Source organism: Flavobacterium sp. MAHUQ-57, assembly GCF_051908335.1.
Taxonomy (GTDB): Bacteria; Bacteroidota; Bacteroidia; order Flavobacteriales; family Flavobacteriaceae; genus Flavobacterium.
The window spans coordinates 754,089-760,850 of record NZ_JBPZTE010000006.1; the positions used below are offsets into that span (position 1 = coordinate 754,089).

General features: G+C 31.2%; 10 protein-coding genes. All 10 read left to right on the forward strand.

The window, feature by feature from the left end; all coding sequences use genetic code 11:
- The first annotated feature begins 73 nt into the window (after positions 1 to 73).
- The 10 genes from ACS8MM_RS03735 to ACS8MM_RS03780 all read left to right on the forward strand — a co-directional run bounded on the left by ACS8MM_RS03735 (position 74) and on the right by ACS8MM_RS03780 (position 6,518).
- Positions 74 to 1,030 carry a hypothetical protein gene (locus ACS8MM_RS03735; RefSeq protein WP_379713164.1) on the forward strand — a complete coding sequence of 319 codons (957 nt, stop codon included), beginning with the start codon at positions 74 to 76 and terminating at the stop codon, positions 1,028 to 1,030.
- 195 nt (positions 1,031 to 1,225) lie between these two features.
- Positions 1,226 to 1,621 carry a hypothetical protein gene (locus tag ACS8MM_RS03740; RefSeq protein ID WP_379713166.1) on the forward strand — a complete coding sequence of 132 codons (396 nt, stop codon included), beginning with the start codon at positions 1,226 to 1,228 and terminating at the stop codon, positions 1,619 to 1,621.
- Between the two features lie 231 nt (positions 1,622 to 1,852).
- Positions 1,853 to 2,419 (forward strand): hypothetical protein, encoded by a 567-nt coding sequence (locus ACS8MM_RS03745; protein ID WP_379713168.1) that lies wholly within the window; start codon positions 1,853 to 1,855, stop codon positions 2,417 to 2,419.
- 162 nt (positions 2,420 to 2,581) lie between these two features.
- Positions 2,582 to 2,878, forward strand: a complete 297-nt coding sequence (locus ACS8MM_RS03750; RefSeq protein ID WP_379713170.1) for an Imm27 family immunity protein — start codon at positions 2,582 to 2,584, stop codon at positions 2,876 to 2,878.
- A 447-nt stretch (positions 2,879 to 3,325) separates the two neighbouring features.
- Positions 3,326 to 4,048: a hypothetical protein gene (locus ACS8MM_RS03755; protein WP_379713172.1), complete on the forward strand. Its 723-nt coding sequence runs from the start codon at positions 3,326 to 3,328 to the stop codon at positions 4,046 to 4,048.
- Positions 4,049 to 4,209: 161 nt separating this feature from the next.
- Entirely contained in the window at positions 4,210 to 4,674 is a 465-nt protein-coding gene (locus ACS8MM_RS03760; protein WP_379713174.1) for a hypothetical protein, read from the forward strand.
- Between the two features lie 140 nt (positions 4,675 to 4,814).
- The gene (locus tag ACS8MM_RS03765) at positions 4,815 to 5,072 is read left to right on the forward strand and encodes a DUF7660 family protein (RefSeq protein WP_379713176.1); all 258 of its coding nucleotides are present in this window, start codon (positions 4,815 to 4,817) and stop codon (positions 5,070 to 5,072) included.
- The gene (locus ACS8MM_RS03770; protein WP_379713178.1) at positions 5,065 to 5,412 is read left to right on the forward strand and encodes a hypothetical protein; all 348 of its coding nucleotides are present in this window, start codon (positions 5,065 to 5,067) and stop codon (positions 5,410 to 5,412) included. The genes ACS8MM_RS03765 and ACS8MM_RS03770 overlap by 8 nt, the downstream gene beginning before the upstream one ends.
- A gap of 161 nt (positions 5,413 to 5,573) precedes the next feature.
- Positions 5,574 to 5,906, forward strand: a complete 333-nt coding sequence (locus ACS8MM_RS03775; protein WP_379713180.1) for a hypothetical protein — start codon at positions 5,574 to 5,576, stop codon at positions 5,904 to 5,906.
- 180 nt (positions 5,907 to 6,086) lie between these two features.
- Positions 6,087 to 6,518, forward strand: coding sequence for a hypothetical protein (locus ACS8MM_RS03780; RefSeq protein WP_379713182.1), 432 nt, complete (start codon positions 6,087 to 6,089; stop codon positions 6,516 to 6,518).
- Positions 6,519 to 6,762: the final 244 nt, after the last annotated feature.

The window sequence follows — 6,762 nt, forward strand, 5'->3', positions numbered from 1 at the left end:
CGCATAATATTTTTTCATAAATTGCCGCTACTGACGCAAAGCCGCGGAACGTTGTAGGCAATAAATAAACACCATGCTAAAAACAAAAATCTCTATAATATTATTTTTAACTTCATATTATGTTAAAGCACAAAACATAGATAAAGACTTTATGTGGTTAAGTGACAACAATGACGGAGTAAAACAAATAACTATCTCTAAAAATGATAAAATTGGAATTATTCAAAATTTCAACCGAAATGGCAAACCATATTTTATAAAAAATTCAGAATTTAACGGCGATAAAGTTTTTGCTGTTTGGTATTTTCAATGGGATAATGAAAATAATATGAAAAGTTTAACTTTTGCTCATTCAAATATTGGAGTTGAAATTGAAATTTATTCTAAGGATAAAAAAACAAATAAAACATATACTTATCTTACTAAAGAAACAGAAAAATTTGTAAATAACGTTGACGATTTAGAAATCAACGAATTCAGCTATTTAGATGAAATCAAACAGATAAATGATACAATAAGTCTATTGAAAAGCAAAAGCTATACAGATTTATTAAAAAGAAAAAAATATTTACTTATTGAAACCGTCTTAGATGACAACCAAAAAGAAATAAGCTCTAAAACATATAATTATAAAAAGAAAGTTGAAAGTTCTTCATCTACAAAATATCAGGACGACAAAATCATTGTAGATTATTCAAACAACTTTTTTGGTATTAAGGATTTAACAATAAAGGAAATCGATAGCGATGGAAATATAATTTCAGAAACTACTGGTGATAATTTGACAAAATATAGCTATCAAAATAAAAAGCTTACTGAAAAACTAATATTTGAACAAGAAAAGGTTATCTCTAGAACTATTTATATTTACAAGGACAACTTATTAATTCAAGAAATATATGAGGATGTTCAAAGTGGCAGAAAATACGTAGATAAATATGAATATAATGAAAGAGGAAAGTTGAGTTTAAAAACCATAACCCGAGAAGATGGAGAAAGTCAATATAAATACGAATATGTATATTGGTAATTTTACTGCCTACAACACACGCTATAAGCAATTTGGGGATTTGGCTTAATGGAAAAATTAGTTTGTATTTCGAAGATTTGGCAAATCCGAAGAATGGGCTTAATTTAGTCCCAAACTGCTTGTAGCGCGTGAACGTTATAAGCAAGTTAACAAAAGTATCGTCCTAAAATAAGTTGATTAAAATTGAAAAATTAAATGACAGACGAATTTAAACCACCAATAAATGAAAGAAGTACAAACCAATTACTTGATATAGTCTGTGAGCCAAAAAAGTGGAATGAACGAGCAGTTATGTTGGCTCAAAATGAATTAGCCAATCGTAATGTAAGTAGAGAAACAATTCAACAAAAAACTAAACAAAAAATTTATATAGCCAATAAAGAAATTAAAGTTGAAAATTTACGTAAAGCAAAAGAAAAATATGACTTGTTAGATTTTATATTTTCACTCGATGATGTTTTAATTGAAGTATTGTTTACTTGGGATTTGAAAAAACAAGGTTATACAAAGAAAGCTAAACAACAGAAAACAATACTTTGTGTATTAGCAATTGTTATTTCGATTCTAATTATAGTTGCGAATTCACTATAACCTGCTTATAACAGTGGTTTGGCACCATTGCTGGCTATATTTAAACCAATTGTATATTTTCCGCAGGAAAATCTTATCTAAGCGGAAAACAAATTAATCACGAACCCACAACGGCATGCCAAGCCACGGGACGTTATAAGCAATTTTATGAGGACTTTAGTGATAATTACACTTTTCATAGTAACATTAACAAGTTGCTCAAAGAAAAAGGATAAAATAGAAATTTTTCTAGTGAAGAATAGAATCCAATCTTCAGATGGAATTCCTATTGAAAAATTGTCGAACGACAATGAGGATTATAAAGAAATACTAGAAAGATTTAAAGATAAAAATGTAAGTTGTGATACGATAAATAAAAAATTGATTTATGCAGGAAACTTCAAAGCGACTAAAAAAGATTTGGAATCTATGCCATTATTTAATGATAATGAAATTCTAAGTTTTAAACAAAAAACATCAGAACTTGAAATCTCAAAAAGTGCTTTTGAAAAATTATGTAAATTTGGATCTACTAATTCTAAAAATGGAATCGGAATTCAGTTTGTTGTTTGTATTAACGAAAACCCTACGTTATTTGGATATTTTTTTAATTATTCCTATTTCGTTTCTTATTTTACATCAACCTATGAGTTAGCTTATGAAAATCCTGAAAAAGAAATAAGTAAGAAGAACTCATATTTCTTAAATTTTACTGATAGAAAATATGACCAAAGCGATAGATTAATAAGCCGAAAATTAGACTCGATTAATGAAATGGATTTGTTTTCAGCATTGAAAAACAGTAATCGTCTAAAATAAAACTGCTTATAACAGCGGTTTGGCTCAATAGCTACTAATCAATAAATAACAACGTTCGATTTTCCGCTGGAAAATCTTATCTTAGCTAGAAATAATCGTTTCACGCAGCCGCTACTGCGCCAAGCCGCGGAACGTTAGGAGTAAGCAAACCGAAAACCCTATATGGAATTCAACACCGAAATAAATCCGGAAGAAACTTTAATTGTCGGTTCATGGAAAATGGATAACGGAAAAGTTGTCGGTGACCAAGTTTGCCGAAGAATTGAAGAACTGAAAAACAATTATCTCAAAAAAGTTGCCGTTGACAAAAGTGGCTGGAAAACACTTTACCAAGATCCAAAAGATAGCCGTTATTGGTTGTTGACATATCCAAATTCTGAATATCATGGTGGCGGTCCACCTGCTTTGAAAATGTTAACGCAAACAGAAGTTATTGAAAAGTTTGGGTTGCTTAAGTGACGTGGCTTGCCTACTCCTAACAGCGGTTTGCAGCAATGGCTGGTTCCGATTTTCCGTCGTCGGAAAATCGACAGCCGGAAATTTTGATATCTTTACAACTAACCATAAACGTTCCGCCACTGCGGCAAGCCGAGGAACGTTAGGCGTCATTGTATGAGACCACAGAACAGAATAAACAATCCAGAGAAAATCGACCAACTTTTAATCGACAAAGATTTAAAGGACGGAAAGCTTGTTATTGTTCAATTCTCTGACAAATTATATTCCGACAAAATTCTTGCTGACTTAAACGAACTTTGTTTAAAATATGACGACAACTTCAGCGTTCGTTTTTATGGACATTATCAAAGTTCATTCGACTGCAATACACTTTTAAAACTACCGAACATTAAAGCTCTTTGGATAGACTGTCTTTTAAAAGCCGACAATTTAGAAGTTTTAACTGAATTGAAAAATTTAAGAAGATTAAGTTTAGGTGTGTTTGAACTCAAAGAAACCGAAATATTTCAAGCAAAAAACCTTAAAAACCTCAAAGAGTTAATAATTGGTGAGACAAAGACGAAATCACTTAACTTAAAATATTTAGAAAACTACACGAATTTAAGTTACTTAATAATTAGTGGACATACAAAGAACATTGATTCTGTAGGAAAGCTTGCTAACTTGGAATATTTAGGTTTAAATTCAATTTCAAAAGTACCATTGAACTTTGTGAATAAACTTAAAAAGCTAAAATCATTACATTTTGTACTTGGGGGACGTGAGAATTTAGATGAAATTGAAGAAAATGAAATCCAAACTCTTGAAATAATAAGGGTTAGAGCATTTAATAGTTTTAAAAACATTTCAAACTTCAAGAAATTGAAAACTCTACTAATTGAAGACCAAATACAGTTTACTGAGTTTCACTTCGACAAAGAGATTTCGACCTTGGAAGATTTTAAGTTAATCAACTGCAAGACTTTTAAATCATTAACAGGTCTTGAAAAATTAAGCGGACTTAATCAGTTGAGAATTTATAAAACAGAGATAAACTTCAACGATTTCATCAAACAAATATTTCCTAAATCACTCGACATATTTGCATTTTATACAACTAAAACCAAAATTGACAAAGAAATTAAAGAGCATCTATTAAAATTAGGATATAAAGATGGACTTGAAAAATAAACAACGAACGCCTAACAGCGGTTTGGCACAATAGCTACTTTTAGCTTTAACATCACGTTCGATTTTCCGCTGGAAAATCTTATATTAGCAAGAAAATAAATCGTTCACGCAGCCGCTACTGCGCCAAGCCGCGGAACGTTATGCGCAACCAGTCGACCACCATGAAAAAAAACATTTTTATACTCTTTCTTATAATTTGCTTTATGGGATGTTCTAAACGAAATGATTTAGAAGAAAAGTTTATTAATGGCGACAATGATTGTTGGGTTATATATTCCCAGAATTATCCTAATTACACTTTTTGGAGATTTAATAAAGATAAAACCTCAGATAACTTATGGAGAGAAAATAATGGTGATCTTAAAAAATTTAATGTAGACGGTGATTTAGAAATTGGCCCTAAAAAATGGAATGTTAGTTCAGATAGTATTTTAACCTGGGGAATGCATAAATATGATTTGGTCAACGCAAATGAGAATGTAATTGTCTTGATGTCAGAAGATAAGAAAACTCTTAAACAATGGCATATTTTTTTAATAAGAGAAAGTAAAACGACTCAACGAAAAGGAGCATATTATTTTGAACAAAAGAGGTCGAAAAATAAAGAAAGGTATATCTCAAAATAACTGGCAGCGCATAACAGCGGTTTTGCGCCATAGCTCATTTTATCGTTCTTGGAAAATACTCTAAACATAACAATTTCTTATTACATTTATCCTTAACTTGCCGCTACGGAGCAAAGCCGCGGAACGTTATAGCCAATTTTATGAGCGACACACTTAACAATTTTAAAGTAACAGATAGACAAACTTTCATTAAGTTTCTTGACTTATTACGCAAGGACTTTTTAGACAATCCAGAAAATTGGGAAAACCAAACTTTGCCTGACTTTTTAGAAGCTATGAGTTCATATACAGAAGACATACAAGGCTATTACGACAACACAAACCAAAATATTAACTCTGACAACGCAAACTGGTCAACGTTTGCCGACATTTTTAAAGGAGCTAAAATCTATGAATAAACAATTGACAAACTTTAATTTTACTCTTTGGTTAGAATTTGAAGTAGTTGCACCGAATGATTGGGACACAGAAAACGAGTTTTGTAATATTCACGTTGATTTAGAAGACGGACGACATTATGGACTAAATATATGGACATACAAGTATTTAGAAACTGCAATTAACGAAGACAAAAAAACAGGACAAAATCTAAACGGATTATATCAAAAACCTCCTGATTTGTTTGTAAAGGAATTAACGAGAGAATGTATTGAACAAACTATTCAAGACTTGCTTAAAATTGGAGACTTAGAAAAAGTTTTGAATCCCAGCATTTATGACGACAGAAATAACGAGTAGAAAAACTGGCTATAACAGCTACTACAACGGATTTGGGCAATTGGCTTAATGGAAAGATGGTTTTGTATTTGGGATGATTTGGCAAATCCGAAGAATGGGCTTAATTTAGTCCCAAACCCGCTGTAGTACCAGAACGTTATATGCAACCATAAAAACCAACAATGTATAAATACTGTTTCGAAACTGAATATTATGAATTTAAAACCGAAATGGATTTTGAAAAATTCTCTAAAGAGTTTGATTCAAAGATTGAAAAAACAATCCAATTCGTAAAACAGGAAAATTCAGATTATAGATTGGTCAATATTTATATTTGTAAATATTGCAAACAATTATGGTGGCTTTCAGATACTGACAATCATTGGCGTGGATATTTTTTAAAAGAAGAAAATGCTAAGAATCATCTGAAAAGAAATCTTAATGACCCTAGAAGCTGTGGTTGTGTATTCTTAATCATTGTATTATTAATTATTTTGATTAAAAGTTTACTTTAATAAAATGGCTGCATATAACAGCGGTTTGGCTCAATAGCTACATTTACAATAAAAATCACGTTCGATTTTCCGCTGGAAAATATTATCTTAACAAGAAATAATCGTTCCAAGCAGCCGCTACTGCGCCAAGCCGCGGAACGTTGTGTGTAATTTAAGCAACCGAACTAAAAACCAGACTAAATGGGAATATTTGGAAATATATTTGGAAGTAAAAAACTAAAAACGACTGACTCTGATTTTGGAGAAATCGAGAGTTTTAGCACAAGAGGAAATGATGTTGGTTGGCAGATAAATAAAAGATATCTGAACTTTGACATTGAAATACTAATCGCAGGAGACAAAGACGGAATTGCGGAAAATCAAAGACGGATTTTACTAAATGCTCTGAATAACGAAACGGTAATCAAATCTGAATCGGAAAAGGCACTAAAAGAACAATATGCAAATGCCGAAATGGAATTTGAATCAATAGAAGAACATTTTGACCTGAAAGGAATTTCTGTGAGGGACGAGGGATTTGAAATGGCTTTTCAACAAAAAAATGACCCTTACTATTTTTTTAATGTTCATTTTGAGAATAACAAACAAGTCGGAGTTTCAATAGATGGATAAACGAAATAAAAACTACACACAACAACGTATAAAAATAATTGCGGTTTTGTGCTAAAACAAAGGTAGTTGCATGTTTGCTACATCTGATTTTCCTGCGGAAAATCCTCGCACGCAAACCCGCAACTATTCTTATACAAACCCGTTGTGCGACACTTTCGTAAAACAGAAGGCAATAGAAACATTAATATTTAAAAATTAAAAGTATATATGAAATTTAAAATAGAACACTTATTATTTCCTGTAT

Bases quoted from the DNA above. Each gene is read 5' to 3' on its own strand.
- ACS8MM_RS03735 (WP_379713164.1), top strand. From the start codon at position 74: ATGCTAAAAACAAAAATCTCTATAATATTATTTTTAACTTCATATTAT.
- ACS8MM_RS03740 (WP_379713166.1), top strand. From the start codon at position 1,226: ATGACAGACGAATTTAAACCACCAATAAATGAAAGAAGTACAAACCAA.
- ACS8MM_RS03750 (WP_379713170.1), top strand. From the start codon at position 2,582: ATGGAATTCAACACCGAAATAAATCCGGAAGAAACTTTAATTGTCGGT.
- ACS8MM_RS03760 (WP_379713174.1), top strand. From the start codon at position 4,210: ATGAAAAAAAACATTTTTATACTCTTTCTTATAATTTGCTTTATGGGA.
- ACS8MM_RS03765 (WP_379713176.1), top strand. From the start codon at position 4,815: ATGAGCGACACACTTAACAATTTTAAAGTAACAGATAGACAAACTTTC.
- ACS8MM_RS03770 (WP_379713178.1), top strand. From the start codon at position 5,065: ATGAATAAACAATTGACAAACTTTAATTTTACTCTTTGGTTAGAATTT.
- ACS8MM_RS03775 (WP_379713180.1), top strand. From the start codon at position 5,574: ATGTATAAATACTGTTTCGAAACTGAATATTATGAATTTAAAACCGAA.
- ACS8MM_RS03780 (WP_379713182.1), top strand. From the start codon at position 6,087: ATGGGAATATTTGGAAATATATTTGGAAGTAAAAAACTAAAAACGACT.